Consider the following 16,726-nt stretch of genomic DNA (forward strand, 5'->3'; position numbering starts at 1 on the left):
GTACACGCCTACACTAACTTAACATAAAAAGTTAGAAAATTCAATCTTTTTAAGGTAACTAAAACTAAAAAGAAAAAGCGCATGGAATCCCATACACTTTTTTACTTAGTCTGTAAATACGGCGGCAATTGTTGCAACTGCTCCTTATCCTTTTCACGTTCTCTACGTGCCCATCTAAAGAATACATAGCCTATAATTGTACCGTACACTATTTCCTGGACAATTTTCATTATGATACCACCAGTTTGCTGGTCTTGTACGACTGGCATCCAGTGCAAAAATTCTGGTCCCGTTATATTTAAATCCGATAAAGTGCCCGCTGGTACACATAGTTCCATCGCTTTCATCCAAGCAGCCGGATCCGTATACGTTGCAAATAACGGCGCTGTCGCAAAAATGATTAACGCACAAGCAGGCGTTAATAATATACCGTTAGCAAACATATAACCAAGTTTCTTTATATCACTTAACGTTTGATATTCTGGTAATGGATTTAACATCGGCCACCACATCATGATTGCTGTAAAAAACAATATAGCGAGACAAATAGGATGAGCTATTTGACTTTGTTTTACTGTATCAAAAACAACTGGTAAATGATAAAAAGAAAACAGGCCGTTAAATACAAACAACGCAATAAGTGGTTTAGCAAATGCATTTAATATAATTTGAACGAACTTAAAAGAAGTAATGTAACGATATAACCAAATTGGTATACCAAGCAACAGTAACGGCGGAACTGCAATATACATGACTGCCATTTCAAACATATGAGCACTAAATATAATATGGCCAATTAAATCAATAGGCCCTCCCTTTACAAAATACAAAAGAACAATACCAGTCGTAAAATAAAAAATTTGCTTCTTACTTACCTTCGTCGCATTTTCAAATCGCATTCTATATGGCCCAATAATTAAGAAGTACCCAATAAGAATCGAAAGCATAAATAATAAAAAGATAGGACTCCATAAAGCCTGAAAACCAAATATCCACAAGTTACTCATTTTCACACCTACCTTCGTAAGGTTATCTCATAATATGAAGAGGGAGCTGTGACAACACAAGCTCCCTTATTTTTCACTTTTCAAATCCACACGATTGTCATAAAAGCTAAAATTGTAATTAACCCTATTAGCAGACCTGAGTAAAGAAAGAAACTTGCTGCTTCATGTCCTTTATGACTCATATGCATAAAATAATACAATTGAAAAATTACTTGTACCACTGCTAATAGTAAAATAAACGGTACAGTGAAAATCGGACTAAAAGTTTTTGGATACGCCACTGCTACAAATGCAACTAATGTTAAAAAAATCATTAATGCAAACGTAATAACTTGATGCCTCATTTCCTCCGCACTTTTTCTCTTCCGATAAACAAGATCAACTTTAGGATTATTCGTTTGCTTTATCGCCATTGTTTATCCCACCATTCCCATTAAATATACTACAGTGAAAATAAACACCCAAACTACGTCAATAAAGTGCCAATAAATCGATGCAACATAAAACTTCGGTGCATTGTATAAATTTAGACCTCTCTTCGCATTTCTAAAGATTAATGTTAAAATCCAACATAACCCAAACAATACGTGGAGTCCATGTGTACCAACAAGAGCATAAAACGCAGAGCCAAACGCACTACTTCTCATAGTATGCTTAAATTCATGTGTATAATGATAAAACTCATATATCTCAAATCCTAAAAACCCTAAACCTAGCAATACTGTTACTAGTAACCAAAGCTGCATTTTCTTAAAGTTAAAGTTTTTCATGTGATACATCGCATATACACTCGTTAAGCTACTCGTTAATAAAAGCATCGTCATAATGAAAACGAGTGGCATTTGGAACATCTCTTGAGATGTTGGTCCACCATTTGTAGAATTCTTTAACGCTAAATATGTGCCGAATAAGGAAGCGAACAACACTGTTTCGCCTCCAAGAAATAACCAAAAACCGACAAACTTATTTTTCCCTTCAAGGGTTGCTTTTTCAGGCTCTGCTGGAAATGTTTCATTCGTTAACTTTTCATCTACATGCATTATGCCTTGCCCCCCTTATCCTCTAAATCTTCTTTATGAATATGATACCCATGATCATCAATTACTGAACGTAGGAACATTGCGCCAAATGTAATGATTAAACCAATAATTGCTACTAATAACCAGAACTTATCTTTTCCGCCCTGCATATACATCGCACCAAATGCCGCTATAAACAATCCGAAAGAAATAACAAATGGTGAAAACGAAGGATTTGGCATATGAATATCACCAACTGGTTCCGCTGCTGTCATCTCTTTATTACCTTCACGTTTTTCAATCCAAAACGGATCTAATCCGCGAACAAATGGTAATTGTTTAAAGTTATATTCTGGTGTCGGTGCTGGCATTGTCCATTCTAATGTACGTGCATCCCACGGATCACGACCAGCTTTTTCTTTTGATACTGTCGTTTTAATTACATTGAATAGAAGAACAATCGTTCCAAGAGCCATAAACACCGCTCCGATAGAACTAATCATATTCCCCATTTCCAACCCTTGCCCTTCAAGATATGTGTAGTAACGGCGTGGCATACCAATCAAGCCAAGGAAATGCTGAATAAAGAACGTTAAATGGAAGCCGATAAAGAATAGCCAAAACGTTATCTTTCCTAATGTTTCATTTAATACTTTATTAAACATCAGTGGCCAATAATAATGAGCTCCTGCAAGTAAACCAAATACAACACCGCCAACGATTACATAATGAAAATGCGCTACTACGAAATAGTTATCATGAAATTGATAATCAGCTGGTGCAGATGCTAGCATAACCCCTGTAACTCCACCCATTACGAATGATGGAATGAAAGCTACTGCCCACATCATTGGTGTCGTAAAACGAATACTTCCACCCCACATTGTAAAGAGCCAGTTGAATATTTTGATACCAGTCGGAACCGCAATCGCCATTGTTGCAACTGAGAAAATAGCATTAGCAACTGGACCAAGTCCAACAGTAAACATATGGTGCGCCCATACCATAAATCCTAAAAATCCAATTAATACAGTCGCAAACACCATCGATGAATAACCAAACAATCGTTTTTTCGAAAATGTTGCGAAGATTTCTGAGAATATTCCGAAAGCTGGGAGTATAAGAATGTATACTTCTGGATGACCGAAAATCCAGAATAAATGCTCCCATATAATTGTATTCCCGCCCAATGCCGGATTAAAGAAACTTGTTCCAAATAAACGATCTAACATTAAAAGTCCTAATCCTACAGTTAACGGCGGAAAAGCGAATAATATAAGCGAAGATGTTACAAATGTTGTCCATGTAAACATCGGCATACGCATATACGTCATTCCTGGAGCGCGCATATTAATAATGGTTACAAGGAAGTTAATTCCTCCAATTAATGTACCAATACCTGAGATTTGCAAGCCGAGTACATAGAAATCAACACCATGACCTTTAGAGGCTAAAGCTAAAGATGCATAAGATGTCCATCCTGCATCAGGTGCTCCACCTAAAAACCAACTTAAATTTAAAAATACTCCACCAAAGAAAAATAACCAAAATCCGAGTGAATTCAAAAACGGGAACGCTACATCACGTGCACCAATTTGAAGTGGTACAGCGGCGTTCATAAATGCAAACACGAGTGGCATAGCTGCGAGGAAAATCATTGTTGTACCGTGCATCGTTAATACTTGATTATAAGCATCCCCAACAAGAAAAGCGTTGTTAGGAATCGCTAATTGAAGGCGAATAAATAGAGCTTCTATTCCGCCTATTACAAAAAACAATCCACCTGCAATTAAATAGAGAATGGCAATCTTTTTATGGTCTACTGTCGTTAAATAATCCCATATGACAGCACCCATCCCCTGTTTTTTTGCTACAGAACTCACGTTTTCAACCTCCCCTTCGCGAATAGTCCCTCTTTACTTTTCAACTTTTAACGTTTGTAAGTATGCATTTAATGCATCAATTTGATCATCCGTTAAGTTGCCATATTTGCCAGTCATTTTGTTTCCTGGCTTCATATTTTCAGGATCTTTCAGCCATTTTTTTAAGTTTTCTTCATTGTTTTCGGCAATACCGGCAACCATATCGCGATCCGCAAAGTTTGCTAAGTTTGGTGCGATACGAGCGGAAGGTGGTCTACTATCATTAGATCCAACTGCGTGACAACCAATACAGCTTTTATTAAATATTTCTTGGCCCTCTTGCGCCTTTGTTGAAGCTACTTCTTTCTTTCCATCAATTTTCTTCATATCAGCAAGCCATTTTTTGTACTCGCTTTCATCTAAAGCTTTCACTTTAAATTGCATTAAAGAATGTGATGGACCGCAAAATTCTGTACAAAAACCATTATAAGTGCCCGATTTATCTGCCTTTAACCACATTTTGTTCACATTGTCTGTATTTGTATCCATTTTCCCTGCTAAAGATGGAACCCAAAATGAGTGTTTAATATCGGCACCCTTCAAATTTAAATACACTTTCTTACCTGTGGGGATGACCAAATCTTGCGAAGTTACTATCTTTTCTGATTTATAAGAAAATTCCCACCAATAAAGATTCGCTGTTACATCAACAACGATAGTATCTTTATCAATATTCTTTTTCTCCATCGCACTTACATCAGCAAGTTTGAATGTATATGTAACCGTTGGAACAGCTAAGATTAGTAAAAGAATAATCGGAATAACTGTCCATATAATTTCTAGCTTGTGATTCCCTTCAACTTGCTCTGGAATATAATCTTCCTGACCTTTCTTTTGTCGGAAACGCACAATTACATACAAGAAAATAATAGTAACTACTAGTACTACTCCTACCATGATTGCACTAGCCAGTAGAAGTAAATCATATTGCATTTTTGCTACTTCTCCTTGCGGAATTAAAGTAGATTGAAAGGCTTTACCGCATCCCCCTAACAGTAAAGCCAGCAGTGAAACGAACGAAAGCAGTCGCCACTGTTTCTTCATACAAACAACCCCCACTTTCCTTGTGAATTAGATTGTACTTTATAGTTAAGTAAAGTAAATCTCAACGTAAAGAAATCCAATTATGTCGTTGTCTTAGAAGAATGTAACTACAATCATTGATACAAATAAGATTGTTAAATAATTTAGGGAATAAACAAACATTTGCACGGACCATTTGATGTCATCTTTCTTACGGAAGCCATAAAATCCTAAAACGATCCATCCGATGTTAAGCAGTGTTGCAATTACCATAAATGTTATCCCTAGTCCACTCATATAAAATGGGAGTGGTAATAAACATACTGTCCAAATCATAATTTGGCGTTTCGTAATTTCAAATCCATGAACTACAGGAAGCATTGGAATTCCTGCATTTCGATATTCATCAACACGTTTCATCGCTAATGCAAGGAAATGTGGGATTTGCCAAATAAACATAATTAAAAATAACATCCAAGCAATTGGATGACCTAAAGATGGATCGATTGCTGCCCATCCAATTAAAGGTGGAACTGCTCCAGATATACTACCTACAACAGTATTTAGTGTATACTTTCTCTTTGTCCATAAAGTATATAGGACAACATATGTGAAAGCACCAATAAATCCCATTAAAACTGCCATTGGTGTTGTTAATAATAAGAATACAAATCCAAGAAGTAATATAACTAGGCCAAATGTAAGTGCAAATCCTGGTTTATACTTTCCAGTAACCGTTGGACGAGTCTTTGTTCTTTCCATTAACGGATCGATGTCTCTATCGATGTAGTTATTTAAACAACATACCCCCGCCATAATTAATCCTGAACCAACGATTGTAAAAAATAGCTTATCCAGATTGTCCATCACACTTAATCCATTAAAGTGTAACGCCAACCAAAATCCTGTAAATACAGTAAGTGTATTTGAGTTTACAATCCCCATTTTAACGAGTGCTGATAAATCTTGTAACCGAGTTGTTTCCGGTACACTTGTAACAGCGGACTCATCATGCAGCTCACTTGTTGCATGGTTCATCACTCTAACCCCCTCTTAAAACTTTCATCTTTCTTTTTGCGCTTATTTCAAATGAAATAATTCGCTTCTATATAGCAATATTATTACAGTAGAAACATTGTTAACCCATTCTACTACTAATCTACGCCCATACTCCAATATATTAAATCATATTTCCCGAACATTTTGTGAAGAAAACATGAACTTTTTGTGTCGGATATAAAAAACTTCATTCTGACTTGTCCTTATCATAACATGATGTTACCTTCTATAATAAACTATTTTGTCCTATTTAACACGTATTCTCCCCATTTCTTTTCAAAACAGCCTATTTTTCACCTAATTTTTTCCTTTCAAACCCTGTTTTTATACCTATTTTCTCTCCCTTTCCTTCCCCCTCCATTTCTTTGCTATTTTATTATTTTTTATATATCATAGGAACTAGCGCGTTTTATTCTATACATAATGGAATGAAAATATTTCGCAATAACTTCATAGCAGAAAGATGGTGAAAGAGATTGCAACGCTTTATTAAATGGTTAGCAGTCATTACAAGCCTTGATTTATTAATAGTTTTATTAGGAGGCGCTTTAGTTACAAAAACAGGTTCTGGTCAAGGTTGTGGTAAATCATGGCCACTTTGTAACGGTGAATTTGTTCCATCTAATTTATCAATGGAAACTATTATTGAACTTAGCCACCGATTAACATCAGGATCAGCTGGAATTCTTGTCACTCTCCTTTGTATTTTGTCCTGGAAATATTATAAACATGTGCGTGAAACAAAAACGTTAGCAATTTTATCCTTCGTATTTTTAGTTGCACAAGCATTAATGGGAGCAGCAGCAGTTGTTTGGGGACAAATGCCAGCTGTACTTGCTATCCATTTCGGTATTTCCTTAATTTCATTTGCTTCTGTCATTTTATTAACGTGTCTTATCTTTGAAATTGACCAAAAATTTGATGCACGTTCACTTATTATGGACAAAAAAATGAAATTTCATATTTATGGTGTAACAATTTACAGTTATATCGTCGTCTACACAGGTGCTTTAGTACGTCACGAACGAGCTAGCTTAGCCTGTCCAGACTTTCCTTTATGTAGCAAAAACAGACCTATGCCAACTCAACTACATGAATGGGTTCAAATGGGCCATAGAGTTGCAGCGATGTTAATTTTCGCTTGGATACTATACGCCATGATTCTCGCTATTCGCCATTACAAGCAGCAACCTGTAGTATATTGGGGATGGATCATTTCATTTATCCTCGTTACACTTCAAGCTGTAGTAGGAGTTTTAGTTGTATTTACAAACGCTAGTTTAGCGATGGCATTGTTACATTCTCTATTCATTTCTTGCTTGTTTGCCGTACTATGCTATTTAGTTATGTTAGGAACAAGAAGTAAAGTGAATGCCAAAGAAGCCGAATCAACTTCTAAACAAACAAAATAATTTAAAACTAAAATCCCTTGCCAATTCGGCAAGGGATTTTTTGCAATAAAAAAGAGCTGTATTTACACAGCTCTTTTCTTATTTTAGTGATCTAATTCAATAAGTAAATCACCCGTTTGAATTGCATCACCATCGTTAACATATACTTTCTTCACTTTACCATTGAACGGCGCTTGAACTGTCGTTTCCATTTTCATCGCTTCTGTAATTGCCATAGAATCGCCTTTTTTCACTTCGTCGCCTTCTTTTACAACTACTTTAATTACCGTTCCTGGCATCGTTGCACTAATATGATTTGGATTCTCACGGTTTCCTTTCACACGTTGTGCAACTGTTGCTTTTACACTCTCGTCTTTCACGATAATTTCACGTGGTTGACCGTTAAATTCCAAGTAAAGAACGCGGTTTCCATCCGGCTGAGGTTCTCCAATTGATACTAGTTTAACCATCAATGTTTTACCCTGTTCAATTTCTACATCAATTTCTTCACCTAGTCTCATACCATAGAAGAACGTCGGTGTATCAAGTACAGATACATTTCCATAAAGCTCAGCAACTTTTTCATAATCCATAAATACTTTTGGATATAAAGCATATGCCACTACATCAAAAATCGTTACTTCGCGTCCAAGTTTATGGAATAATTCTTCTTTTAACGCTTCGAAATCTACTGGCTCTAGTAATTCACCTGGTCTTACTGTTAATGGCTCTTTCCCTTTTAAAATAATCTTTTGTAATTCTTTCGGGAAACCACCGTACGGTTGACCTAAATCACCAGAGAACATTTCAACAACAGACCCTGGGAAGTCCATGGCATGTCCACGCTCTAAAACATCTTGTTCTGTCAGATGGTTTTGAACCATAAATAATGCCATATCACCAACAACTTTTGATGATGGCGTTACTTTTACAATATCTCCAAACATGTCATTCACACGGCGGTACATTACTTTCACTTCATCGAATCGATCTCCTAAACCAACCGCCTTCGCTTGTTGCTGAAGATTACTATACTGCCCACCCGGCATTTCATGCATATACACCTCTGTATGAGGCGCATTCATACCACTTTCAAACGGTGCATAGTATTTGCGTACATCTTCCCAATAATGAGATAGTTTTTCTAAAGAATCTATATTAACATCTGGTTGTCTTTCGTTTCCGCCTAACGCATAGTATAGCGTGTTCGCACTTGGTTGTGACGTTTGACCAGCCATAGAACTCACTGCTACATCGACGATATCAACACCCGCTTCAATTGCCTTCGTATACGTTAATATACCATTTCCACTCGTATCGTGCGTGTGCAGATGAATTGGAATCGACACTGTCTCTTTTAATGCAGAAACTAAATCATATGCTGCATTTGGTTTTAGTAAGCCCGCCATATCTTTAATACCTAAAATGTGAGCTCCTGATGCTTCTAACTCTTTTGCTAAATTTTTATAGTAATTTAAATCATATTTACTACGCAGTGGATCATGAATATCCCCTGTGTAGCACATTGTTGCTTCTGCAATTTTACCAGTATCTCGTACAGCGTCAATTGCAACTCTCATGCCTTCCACCCAGTTTAAGCTATCAAAAATACGGAATACATCAATGCCTGCTTGAGCAGAACATTCCACAAATTTTTGAATTAAATTATCTGGATAGTTTTTGTATCCAACTGCGTTTGAAGAACGAAGTAACATTTGGAATAACACGTTCGGCATTTTTTCACGAAGATCTAGTAATCGTTCCCATGGATCTTCTTTTAAGAAACGATACGCAACATCAAACGTTGCACCGCCCCACATTTCCGCTGAGAATAGGTTCGGTAACATTCTCGCTGTTGGCTCCGCAATTTGATGTAAATCTTTTGTACGAATACGAGTTGCAAGTAATGACTGGTGTGCATCACGGAATGTTGTATCCGTTAAAAGTACACGTTTTTGATCCTGTACCCATTTTACTAATCCGTCCGCTCCACGCTCGTCCAAAATTTGTTTCGTTCCATTTTGGATTGGCTCTGAATGTTTTAAACATGGAATACGAGCATCTGGGAATATTGGTTTTTCTTTTTTCCCTACTCCTGGGAAACCATTTACTGTTACTGTACCAATGTAATTTAACATTTTCGTTCCACGGTCTTTACGTTTCGGGAACAAGAACAATTCAGGTGACGCATCGATAAATGAAGTATCATATTCTCCTGATAAGAAGTTTTTATGCTTTACTACATTCTCTAGAAATGGAATATTTGTTTTAATACCACGAATACGGAATTCTTTTAAGTTACGTTCCATTTTTGCAGCAGCTTGCTCAAAAGTAAGTGCCCAAGTTGTAACTTTTACAAGTAAAGAATCGTAGTACGGTGTAATAACTGCACCTTGGAAGCTATTTCCTGTATCAAGACGTACACCAAAACCACCGCCTGATCGATACGCCATAATTTTTCCTGTATCCGGCATAAAATTATTTAGCGGATCTTCAGTTGTTACACGAGATTGAATTGCAAATCCATGTACAACTACTTCCTCTTGCTTCGGAACACCTACCATTTTGCTATGTAATGAATGTCCATCAGCTATTAAAATTTGTGATTGAACAATATCTACTCCCGTAATCATTTCTGTAATCGTATGTTCTACTTGAACACGTGGATTTACTTCAATAAAGTAAAACTCATCATCTTTTACAAGGAATTCTACTGTTCCTGCATTTAAATAGTTTACATTTTTCGTTAACTTCACAGCAGCATCACAAATACGCTGACGCAGATCATCTGAAAGTGATACACTCGGTGCAATTTCTACAACTTTTTGATGACGACGTTGTACAGAACAGTCACGCTCGTATAAATGAACAACATTGCCTTCTTCATCTGCTAAAATTTGTACTTCTATATGTTTAGGTTTTTCAACGAATTTTTCGACGTAAACTTCATCATTACCAAAAGCTGCTTTCGCTTCTGATTTCGCTCGATTATATGATTCTCCTAATTCCTCACTAGTACGCACAATACGCATACCACGACCGCCACCCCCAAGGGATGCTTTAATAATAATCGGGTAATCATACTTTTCAGCAAATTTTTTGACTTCTTCTAATGAATTTACTGGACCATCACTACCAGGTATAACTGGAATTTGTGCTAGCTGCGCTTGTGTTCTTGCTTTCACTTTATCTCCAAACATATCTAAATGCTTACTTTTCGGACCGATAAAGATAATTCCTTCTTCTTCACAACGTTTAGCGAATTGAATATTTTCTGACAAGAAACCATATCCAGGGTGGATTGCATCTACATGATTACTTTTTGCAATCTCAATAATGCCTTCAATATCTAGATAAGCATCAATTGGTTTTTTTCCTTCCCCAACTAAATAGGACTCATCGGCTTTATAGCGATGATAAGAACCACTATCCTCTTTAGAATAGATTGCAACTGTTTTTAATCCAAGTTCCGAACAAGCTCGAAACACACGAATTGCAATCTCTCCACGGTTAGCTACCAATACTTTTTGAATACGTTGCAGCTTTGTCATGATTTTCCCCCTCTACTTTCCTACCACTCTAGAGATAAAATATATACACACCTTAAAAAGCGTGAAGTTCTTCACTTTCCACATTATATTATACTTAGAAAGCTTCACTTTATTTTTATCCATCATACCTTATTTTCTAACAAATGATAAGTTTTCTGTGCAATTTGTTTCACAAAAATAGTATAGCATACCTCTTCCTTTTCTAACAACTTAATTGTATATCACATTTAACTTAATGTGATATATCTTTTGACTGAAAGAGAAATTAGTACATCATATTTAAAACTACTTAAAAATAAAAAACACATCATGCTCTAAAGCACAATGTGTTTTTATTTTACAACTACAAGATGTGGTCCATTTTGTTCTCTTTCTTTCATTACACCATTCTGTTGTTTCTCTTGTCGTTTCACGTGACTAGCAATATTGAGTAGTATTCCCATTGCAAGTAGATTAGCTAATAAAGAACTTCCGCCGTAACTAACAAACGGTAATGGTACTCCTGTAAGTGGTATTACTCCAGACATACCACCGACATTGATAAACGTTTGAACTCCAAACAAGCTTGCAATTCCGATAGCTATTAAACTTCCAAATGGATCTGTACACTTTTGCGCAACTCTAAATGACCGAATAATAATAAGTAATAAACAGATTAAAATGATAGCTACACCTATAAAACCAAGTTCTTCAGATATAATTGCCATTATAAAATCCGTTTGCGGTTCTGGTAAATAACCATATTTTTGTACACTATTCCCTAATCCTCTACCATTAAGCCCTCCAGAAGCGATTCCAATAAATGAATTCACTAATTGAAACCCATCCTTTTGAGGATCATTAAACGGATCAAGGAAAACAGAAAAACGTGCCTTTTGATATGGATTTAATGCATAATTACCAAGAAGATATAGTGCCGGAATCCATACTATAGAAGTTAAAGCAATTCGTTTAATCCATAAGTTAACCTGTACTCCCGAACAAAGAAACATAATTCCTACTGTTCCTGCAATTAACAAATCAGTACCTAAATCATTTTGCTTTAATATTAAAAACATGATTATTCCAACACCAATAAGTACTGGACCTGACCCTTTGAAAACAGGTGTATTCGTTTCTTGTCTTTTCGCAAAAAAATGAGCTAAGACGAGAATAACTGTTATCTTAACAAATTCTGCAGGCTGTATTCCAAATATCCACCCGTTTGCACCGTTTACTTTCTTAGTGAAAAAGGCAGCTGCAGCTAATAAGGCAACACTAGCACCGTAACTCCCCAACAAAAAAATTCGTTTTCTCCAAACTTTATATGGGATAGTAGCAATAATTATTAATACCATTGTCCCAACAACTAAAGTAATTAATTGTCTTTTAAAAAAGAAATTTGCTGGTTTATCAAATCTCGAAATCGCAACAATGGAACTCGAACTATATACCATTATTACCCCCAGCACACATAAAATAACAAGAGGAAGTAACAATGAATAATCCATTGATTTCCATACTTTTTTCATTTCATTTCCTCTTTCTGTTTCAATTTAATTATTGTTGTATTCCATATGTACATTGATTCTTCCTGCTTTATTATACAAATAAAAAGCTCAAACTAATTTAGTTTGAGCCCCCTTATTTGAACCCGTTATTGTTGTTTGTTTGTAAATGCTTCATGAAGTGCAGATAACTCACGTTCGAGCTCACCTAACATTGCTTTCCCTTGTTCTTCTGCAATAAGACCAAGGCGAACCGCAAAATCGACCTCGCGGGATAGTCCAAACATTTGTGTGTCTAACACTTCTTCATATAATGGACATTGCGGCATTGTAAGATGGTCCATTTGCACCTTAATAAGTCTTAAAATCTTCTCTGCATCCGCTTGTAGAAGGGCTAGTGCCTTTTCCTGATGATTTGCTACTGTCTCAGACGCCAAATTGATTCCCTCCGTTTCCGTCCTACTCTCCTCTATCCTATCTATTAATATTAGCGATAGTTTTAATAAATTGCAATAGAAACATTTTTTGTGACAACAGTGTCTAATACTATTATACTGAAAAGTGGGAGTATAACACAAATGGGGGAACAACAATGAGCGAAATTTTATTTATTAACGGAAAAGTACGTTTTCCAATCACTATTGATCCAACTGTTTGGATCTTTGATGATCGAAAAGTAGATTTGACAACTTACTTTGATGAAGCTAGAGAAAACACGTCTGAACTAGAAACTTATTTAAAAAACACTTCAGAACATTGGGATCGCGAAATCCGTGATGGTGCCGCTTTTCCTCCAATACAACAAAGTGTGAAGAAATATAAAAAAGAACAGCTGATTACTGGAACATTTGGTATACCATTTCATCCATTCCTTGTTAACGCTGAAATTTTAGAAGACGCTACGCAAGTTGAAATTGAAACGGTAGATCATACAATGACACTTCCATTAGAAACTGTCAAAAATGCTATACTAGGCTTTTCAAAAGAAGGAAAACCATTAAAAGAAGACGGGCCTGTTCATCTCTATTTCAATGATGGATCTAATCAACAAAATCCAATCCGTAACATCCGTAAATTTACAATTATTTAAAGAAAAGGAGTGAGCTTAAGCTCACTCCTTTTTACAATAAATCTGCTGCTAGTTGAGCTAAATTAGATCGCTCCCCTTTAACAAACTTCACATGACCACTAATACGCTGTTCTTTAAACTTCTCTACAACATACGTTAAGCCATTATTATATTCATCTAAATATGGGTGATCAATTTGCTGAGGATCTCCCATCAATACAATCTTACTCTTTTCCCCTACCCTAGTTAATATCGTCTTCACTTCATGCTTTGTTAAATTTTGTGCTTCGTCAATGATAATGAACTGATCTGGAATACTTCTCCCGCGTATATAAGTAAGGGCCTCTACTTCAATCGAACCCATTCCAGCTAAAATAGCATCTAACTCTCCTGGCTTTTTCGTATTAAATAAATACTCTAGGTTATCAAAAATTGGCTGCATCCATGGTCTTAACTTTTCTTCTTTTTCTCCTGGTAAATAACCGATATCTTTTCCGACTGGAACAATTGGTCTTGCCACAAGTAATTTTTTATATAACCCTAAGTCTTCTGTTTGCATAAGTCCCGAAGCTAACGCAAGTAACGTTTTTCCTGTGCCGGCTTTCCCCGTTAACGTTACAAGCGGAATATCTTCACGAAGCAACAATTCTAATCCCATAATTTGCTGCACGTTTCGTGGTCGTATCCCCCACACTTGTTCATTGTGAAAAATAAGTTTCTTTACCTTCTTCCCTAAGTGATCCACAATGCCAAGCGCAGAACTAGAGCCCCCTAATGCATCTTTCATTACTACAAATTGATTTGGGTAAAAAGGATGATTCGCAATTTCAGATAGAGGCAATTCACCTTTCTCATAAAAATAATCCAATTGTTCTTTTGATATATATCCTTCTAAAAAACCAGAATATATATTTTCTACTTCAATTACGCGATCACTTAAATAATCTTCAGCCTTCAAACCAATTGCATCAGCTTTTACCCTTACGAGTACATCTTTACTTACTAAAATAACAGACTTCCCGTCCTCTTTTTCCTGTTCTTCTAAAGATAGATTTTTTGCTACAGCTAAAATTCGATTATCATTTGTTTTTTCTACAAAAATATCTTGTAGTTGCACAAATGAACGATGGTTCAATTCAATACGAAATGTTCCGCCGTTTTCTAGCGGGATACTTTCATGCAGCTTTCCTATTTCACGAAATTTATCTATTAACTTAGATACATAACGAGCGTTTCTTCCTACTTCATCCATATAACGTTTTTTCGAATCAACCTCTTCTAATACAACTGCTGGAATCACTACTTCATTGGTTTCAAATGAAAAAATAGATAAAGGATCCTGCAAAAGTACATTCGTATCTAACACATAAATTTTATCCAACCTGTTACCCCCTGACTCCACTTTTAAATTTGTAGAACAAGGGTTTCATCCATAAAATATGGACGAACCATTGTTATAATTATATGTACCGTGTAAACGAGGTAGAATCGAAAATCATAGTCATTAAACCTTTTATTTATTCTTTATTCATTTCTATTCAATATATTACTTTTTATTATAATTATTAACGTTAAATCACAATAACCGACTACAAAAGTGAATAAACGAATTTCTGATTTAGCATCTTTATAATTCTCTTATCCCTACTAAGACTTCGTTATCCAGCTTTTTCGCTGCCCGAAGATCATATGTTTTTTCATATGTTGGTTCAATTGCAAGTTTCGCTCCATAAAACATAACATCACGCACTTCTTGCACCTTTACTTCTATTACAGTTAATTTTAGAGAAATACCTTCCATTCTATCTGTCAAAATTTCACCTGCACCACTTATAGAAAATACGGATTCATTCGCCATTATAGTCAATACCACACCTGTATTATGACGTATATTTTCCACAATACGTGAACGTTGATCTACTGCAAATCGAATACTAGTTTTACTCACTGCATACACCCAAGAAATAGCACTTACGTTAGGAACTTGTTTTTCGAAATCTGTCGTTGCTATCATAACAATACACTCTTTACGCAACGTTTGTACTAAATCCTCTGTTAAGGTAGGCTCTACTACATTCGCCATATTTTCACCTCCAAATATACTTGGTATATCCTTATCATAACTTATTTTTCGAATTGCGAAAATATTATTTTTTCCCACTATTATTCAAAAACATTATACTTCCATGATATACTTATACTGATAGAATTCGTATTGAGGTGACGAAATGAGAGTCAAATGTATGATTTGTGATAAAAAAGATATGTTAGATGATGAAAATCCTATGGCAAAAAAACTGCGTAATCGCCCTATTCATACATATATGTGCATGGAATGTTCGGAACGAATTGCAGAGCGTACAATGGAACGTCATGCAAGTGGTAATTTCCGATTATATCGTGATAAAAAAATCGAAGATGATTGGTAAAATGTAAATAAGTCCTTACTCATATAGATAAGGACTTATTTATATTTTTCAGGTTCACGATTCATCTGATCCAAAAAACAATCAATGGCTTCTAACGGAAACCTTGCAGATTTCCGTTCTCCATTTATTTCATATGTAATTAAATACATTTCCTCGTTCTTTTCGACTTCCACATTTCTTAATTTATGTTCTTCATATACCATATTTTGAAATAACAAATATGTTTCTTTTGCAGCACTATCATCTGGACGTGCTTCCGCAACTGTTTTAATTGTTAACCAATTATATAGTGCATCTTGTACTGAACGCATGAAAACTCCCCTTTCTTATCCTGCTTTTTGTTGTTTCGCTTGACGCAAACGCAGTCTATAAATTCCAAGTACAATTGCCGCTACAACAAGTCCTTCTCCAACAGGTAAAAACACAGCAAAAAAGGTTAATACTGTGCATCCAATTGCTAATGATATGTATATCACAATATTTTTTAGTACAGACAACTTTCTAGCAAACCCTAAATTATAAACGAGAGCACTTAATATAATAATCGTCCCATAAAGTAACCACATTCCTAACTCTGGATTTTCATCTACCTTACACAATTTTGCAAAAAAAGACATCCTTTCTAACACACTCTTCCCCCCTAGCAGTAAAATGCAATTTTCTTTATACACTTAATACAAGAGTAACTCGCAAAAAAAATACTGTCCACAAAAATAAGTAAATATTCTAAAAAATAAACAAAATAAAAAAACAACGCCCTTTATAAAGG

At 35.6% G+C, this 16,726-nt stretch carries 16 protein-coding genes; 3 read left to right on the forward strand and 13 right to left on the reverse strand.

Annotation, left to right across the window (positions count from 1 at the left end; all coding sequences use genetic code 11):
• Positions 1–101 precede the first annotated feature (101 nt).
• The 6 genes from ctaG to ctaB all read right to left on the reverse strand — a co-directional run bounded on the left by ctaG (position 102) and on the right by ctaB (position 6,009).
• Positions 102–1,007 (reverse strand): cytochrome c oxidase assembly factor CtaG, encoded by a 906-nt coding sequence (gene ctaG, locus HMPREF2590_RS05545; protein WP_000069028.1) that lies wholly within the window; start codon positions 1,005–1,007, stop codon positions 102–104.
• Positions 1,008–1,087: 80 nt separating this feature from the next.
• Positions 1,088–1,420, reverse strand: coding sequence for a cytochrome c oxidase subunit IVB (gene ctaF, locus HMPREF2590_RS05550; RefSeq protein WP_000985707.1), 333 nt, complete (start codon positions 1,418–1,420; stop codon positions 1,088–1,090).
• A 3-nt stretch (positions 1,421–1,423) separates the two neighbouring features.
• Positions 1,424–2,047 carry a cytochrome c oxidase subunit III gene (gene ctaE / locus HMPREF2590_RS05555; protein WP_000557861.1) on the reverse strand — a complete coding sequence of 208 codons (624 nt, stop codon included), beginning with the start codon at positions 2,045–2,047 and terminating at the stop codon, positions 1,424–1,426.
• Positions 2,047–3,882: a cytochrome c oxidase subunit I gene (gene ctaD / locus HMPREF2590_RS05560; RefSeq protein ID WP_153579316.1), complete on the reverse strand. Its 1,836-nt coding sequence runs from the start codon at positions 3,880–3,882 to the stop codon at positions 2,047–2,049. The genes ctaE and ctaD overlap by 1 nt, the downstream gene beginning before the upstream one ends.
• A 60-nt stretch (positions 3,883–3,942) precedes the next feature.
• Positions 3,943–4,992, reverse strand: coding sequence for a cytochrome c oxidase subunit II (gene coxB, locus HMPREF2590_RS05565; RefSeq protein ID WP_000745268.1), 1,050 nt, complete (start codon positions 4,990–4,992; stop codon positions 3,943–3,945).
• 93 nt (positions 4,993–5,085) lie between these two features.
• Positions 5,086–6,009 carry a protoheme IX farnesyltransferase gene (gene ctaB, locus HMPREF2590_RS05570; protein ID WP_001015061.1) on the reverse strand — a complete coding sequence of 308 codons (924 nt, stop codon included), beginning with the start codon at positions 6,007–6,009 and terminating at the stop codon, positions 5,086–5,088.
• A gap of 497 nt (positions 6,010–6,506) precedes the next feature.
• On the opposite strand from ctaB, the gene ctaA reads away from it, so the two are divergent.
• Complete coding sequence (ctaA, locus tag HMPREF2590_RS05575; RefSeq protein ID WP_001188744.1) at positions 6,507–7,442, forward strand: heme A synthase; 936 nt, start codon at positions 6,507–6,509, stop codon at positions 7,440–7,442.
• Positions 7,443–7,525: 83 nt separating this feature from the next.
• Here the strand turns inward: ctaA and pyc are convergent, their stop codons facing one another.
• The 3 genes from pyc to HMPREF2590_RS05590 form a co-directional block, all read right to left on the reverse strand.
• Positions 7,526–10,972: a pyruvate carboxylase gene (gene pyc / locus HMPREF2590_RS05580; protein WP_000164093.1), complete on the reverse strand. Its 3,447-nt coding sequence runs from the start codon at positions 10,970–10,972 to the stop codon at positions 7,526–7,528.
• A gap of 332 nt (positions 10,973–11,304) precedes the next feature.
• A complete protein-coding gene (locus HMPREF2590_RS05585; RefSeq protein ID WP_000758404.1) occupies positions 11,305–12,483 on the reverse strand; it encodes an FtsW/RodA/SpoVE family cell cycle protein in 1,179 nt (392 codons plus the stop codon).
• 125 nt (positions 12,484–12,608) lie between these two features.
• Entirely contained in the window at positions 12,609–12,896 is a 288-nt protein-coding gene (locus tag HMPREF2590_RS05590) for an Fpa/YlaN family protein (RefSeq protein ID WP_000135694.1), read from the reverse strand.
• Positions 12,897–13,051: 155 nt separating this feature from the next.
• Between HMPREF2590_RS05590 and HMPREF2590_RS05595 the strand changes: the two genes are divergently transcribed.
• Complete coding sequence (locus HMPREF2590_RS05595; protein ID WP_001289784.1) at positions 13,052–13,549, forward strand: hypothetical protein; 498 nt, start codon at positions 13,052–13,054, stop codon at positions 13,547–13,549.
• A gap of 31 nt (positions 13,550–13,580) precedes the next feature.
• Here HMPREF2590_RS05595 and HMPREF2590_RS05600 read toward each other — a convergent pair whose 3' ends face one another.
• Positions 13,581–14,909 (reverse strand): PhoH family protein, encoded by a 1,329-nt coding sequence (locus HMPREF2590_RS05600; protein WP_000358083.1) that lies wholly within the window; start codon positions 14,907–14,909, stop codon positions 13,581–13,583.
• Positions 14,910–15,155: 246 nt separating this feature from the next.
• The gene (locus HMPREF2590_RS05605; protein WP_000024596.1) at positions 15,156–15,611 is read right to left on the reverse strand and encodes a pyridoxamine 5'-phosphate oxidase family protein; all 456 of its coding nucleotides are present in this window, start codon (positions 15,609–15,611) and stop codon (positions 15,156–15,158) included.
• Between the two features lie 145 nt (positions 15,612–15,756).
• Here HMPREF2590_RS05605 and HMPREF2590_RS05610 point away from each other — a divergent pair, with 145 nt between their 5' ends.
• Positions 15,757–15,957, forward strand: a complete 201-nt coding sequence (locus HMPREF2590_RS05610; RefSeq protein WP_002082250.1) for a YlaI family protein — start codon at positions 15,757–15,759, stop codon at positions 15,955–15,957.
• Between the two features lie 35 nt (positions 15,958–15,992).
• On the opposite strand, the gene HMPREF2590_RS05615 is transcribed toward HMPREF2590_RS05610, so the two are convergent.
• Positions 15,993–16,268, reverse strand: coding sequence for a hypothetical protein (locus tag HMPREF2590_RS05615; RefSeq protein ID WP_001258151.1), 276 nt, complete (start codon positions 16,266–16,268; stop codon positions 15,993–15,995).
• Between the two features lie 15 nt (positions 16,269–16,283).
• On the reverse strand, positions 16,284–16,586 hold the full coding sequence (locus HMPREF2590_RS05620; protein ID WP_000893662.1) for a YlaH-like family protein: 303 nt from the start codon (positions 16,584–16,586) through the stop codon (positions 16,284–16,286).
• Positions 16,587–16,726 lie beyond the last annotated feature (140 nt).

Source organism: Bacillus sp. HMSC036E02 (assembly GCF_001836235.1).
GTDB classification, from domain to species: Bacteria; Bacillota; Bacilli; order Bacillales; family Bacillaceae_G; genus Bacillus_A; species Bacillus_A cereus.

Excerpts from the sequence above, each read along its gene's own strand:
- HMPREF2590_RS05595 (WP_001289784.1), top strand. The coding sequence starts at position 13,052 with ATGAGCGAAATTTTATTTATTAACGGAAAAGTACGTTTTCCAATCACT.
- HMPREF2590_RS05610 (WP_002082250.1), top strand. The coding sequence starts at position 15,757 with ATGAGAGTCAAATGTATGATTTGTGATAAAAAAGATATGTTAGATGAT.
- HMPREF2590_RS05585 (WP_000758404.1), bottom strand. The coding sequence starts at position 12,483 with ATGAAAAAAGTATGGAAATCAATGGATTATTCATTGTTACTTCCTCTT.
- ctaB (WP_001015061.1), bottom strand. The coding sequence starts at position 6,009 with ATGAACCATGCAACAAGTGAGCTGCATGATGAGTCCGCTGTTACAAGT.
- HMPREF2590_RS05615 (WP_001258151.1), bottom strand. The coding sequence starts at position 16,268 with ATGCGTTCAGTACAAGATGCACTATATAATTGGTTAACAATTAAAACA.
- ctaG (WP_000069028.1), bottom strand. The coding sequence starts at position 1,007 with ATGAGTAACTTGTGGATATTTGGTTTTCAGGCTTTATGGAGTCCTATC.
- ctaF (WP_000985707.1), bottom strand. The coding sequence starts at position 1,420 with ATGGCGATAAAGCAAACGAATAATCCTAAAGTTGATCTTGTTTATCGG.
- ctaE (WP_000557861.1), bottom strand. The coding sequence starts at position 2,047 with ATGCATGTAGATGAAAAGTTAACGAATGAAACATTTCCAGCAGAGCCT.
- HMPREF2590_RS05605 (WP_000024596.1), bottom strand. The coding sequence starts at position 15,611 with ATGGCGAATGTAGTAGAGCCTACCTTAACAGAGGATTTAGTACAAACG.
- pyc (WP_000164093.1), bottom strand. The coding sequence starts at position 10,972 with ATGACAAAGCTGCAACGTATTCAAAAAGTATTGGTAGCTAACCGTGGA.
- coxB (WP_000745268.1), bottom strand. The coding sequence starts at position 4,992 with ATGAAGAAACAGTGGCGACTGCTTTCGTTCGTTTCACTGCTGGCTTTA.
- ctaD (WP_153579316.1), bottom strand. The coding sequence starts at position 3,882 with ATGGGTGCTGTCATATGGGATTATTTAACGACAGTAGACCATAAAAAG.